Source organism: Candidatus Neomarinimicrobiota bacterium (assembly GCA_034716895.1).
GTDB lineage: Bacteria > Fidelibacterota > UBA8477 > UBA8477 > JABMPR01 > JABMPR01.
The window spans coordinates 7,628-9,993 of sequence record JAYEKW010000168.1; the positions used below are offsets into that span (position 1 = coordinate 7,628).

At 44.8% G+C, this 2,366-nt stretch carries 1 protein-coding gene; it reads left to right on the forward strand.

The features are described from left to right. Positions 1–1,228: 1,228 nt before the first annotated feature. Positions 1,229–2,366: LamG domain-containing protein (locus tag U9Q77_10685; GenBank protein MEA3287823.1), on the forward strand; the 1,138-nt coding region annotated here is incomplete at its 3' end.

The window sequence follows — 2,366 nt, forward strand, 5'->3', positions numbered from 1 at the left end:
CCTAAATCCATATATATCAATACTTTGCGTCATTTCGACAGGCTCAATGCAACGCTCTGCGCGCTTTGCCTGCCCGCACGAAGTTATACGCAGGCGGGCGAGAGGTAGTTTTTGCGAGATCGTCAATATTGATTTAACCATAATAAATACAGTCATTTATCGCGATAGGGGATAAATTCTTATTTAACAACATTTTGCGGCCTCTGCGCGCGCGAGGACTTTTTGCGGTTCCGTCAATATTCGTAACTAAATCATGGAGGTTTCAATCAGTCTGCGCATTACATGCTACGCCTGGACAAGTCAGTCTGCGCATTACATGCTACGCCTGGACAAGGGAGCCTTCCAAGACTTAATCCGTACACTGAGGGGCATGTTGAGTAATCGGCGTGTGGCTCTTGGGATGCAATGCAGGTAACTCCTGTCCGCAATTGTCTGGTGACAGACTGACGAGAACATCGTGACCCCGGGCTAACTCGAGACCATCTTGCAGGGTAGCTGGATATGACTCCAGCTGATCAAAGCCTGCCAGACTTCTAATGCTATTGTTGATGATCAAGAAATTGGAGAAGGTGTTAACCTTCTTTTAGCATATCGACATGTACAAGTCCCCATAACCCTCGGGAACTCTTGTCCCGCGTAGCTGGAAGCGTGGAAGGACGAAGATGGATCGGTGGTTCACTACCTGCGCTCTACGAGCTTCGGCAGTTAAAAAGTCCGCTTGTTCCAACTGAGTGCAACCGAATATCGGGATCCCTGCCTGCCCGGCGTAGTCTGCAAGACGGAGACGGGGCCACCACCTGAAGCCCCTTAAGAATCAACCACTTAATGGGTTTTCTTTTATCACTTAATATCATATCAATTTGATATAACAATGGGCTATTTTGGTACATTTTGGTATATCAATGGCACATATAGCGCACACACATTTTAAGTGATTCATTTAAGCTACCCTATTCCATCCACTCGCCCGTGCTTCAGATACTTTAGATTCTCCGTTAGTTGAGTCCTCAAGCAGTGCTGAAGTTCTATTTCGTCCTTGCTCCGTGGGTTGTGCGGTTCTCGTTTCAAGAAATTACATAGTGTGCCGATAATCAATCTGGAGCGGCAACAGCTTTATATGTTGGATGCCAAGAAACTGTCTCTTATTTTTTAAGCTGAATTATCCAATTTACTTTGGGGACTTGCAGTTAGACCAATAAGAGAAAATGAACGAGTGAAATGGGGAAAAATGAAAAACACAAAATTAGTTTTAGGTGTTATGCTGATTCTTGGATTAGCAACGGGCACAAGCCTGATGGCGGCAAATAACAGCCTGGATTTTGACGGAAGTGATGACAACGTCAACTGCGGGACGATCGACCTGAGCGGATCAGCAATTACGCTGCAGGCATGGATTAAGCCCGGGTCATTTAAAAGCGCTTCCCCTTATATCTCGAATATAGTGGGAGAGGAAGCTTCTGGGCACACCGCGCTTCTGAGACTTGGAGACGCAGCGTTGGCCAACAACAAGCTACAGTTTGTTTTGAACATAGGTAGTAGTGAAACAAAACTGGACGGAAGTACCGCATTAAGCGCTGATGTCTGGTACCATGTTGCCGCCACCTATGATGGCAGTAATATGCGAATCTACATCAATGGAATAGAGGATGCTTCGCAGGCGCAGACCGGTTCGTTCACTGCAAACACCACGTTTTATATTAGCTATCCTAGTGGTGGTACTCGCGCTTTTGACGGCCAGATCGACGAAGTGCGTGCATGGAATACTGCGAGATCACAAACAAATATTCGACAAGGTATGTACCGGGAAATGCCTACTGAAAGTACTATGATTTTGTACTACAAATTCAATGAAACTACGGGCACAACAACAGACAATGCAGAAGGAACTTCTGCTTATGACGGAACTCTTAATGGAAGTATGACTAACGACGACTGGGTCACTTCCCCAGCATTTTTTGGTCCAAAAAATAATTTAGATTTTGATGGAGGAACTATTGCAAGCGGGAGTCCTGATTATGCTTCAAAAAGCTCGAATGTTACATCAAATACAGATAATTTTACAATGATGGCTTGGGCTAAGCCGGATGTTGTATCCAATGGATCTGGTGGTTGGCGATGTATTGCGTACAATGGTGATGATGCAGGTGGATGGGGAATTGGAATTGAGAGTTCAAAAGTTACCGGGCTTTTTGGGGCAATAAAGTACAACAGAACCAATGAAGTACTAACAGCAGATAATTGGTATCACATCACCATGAGACGAAGCAGTGGCACTGTGCAGTTTTTCTTGAATGGAGAATTATTGGATTATAGCGATGCAACAGCTCCAAATTCTCCAAGCTCAAACTTTACTATTGGAAATATGT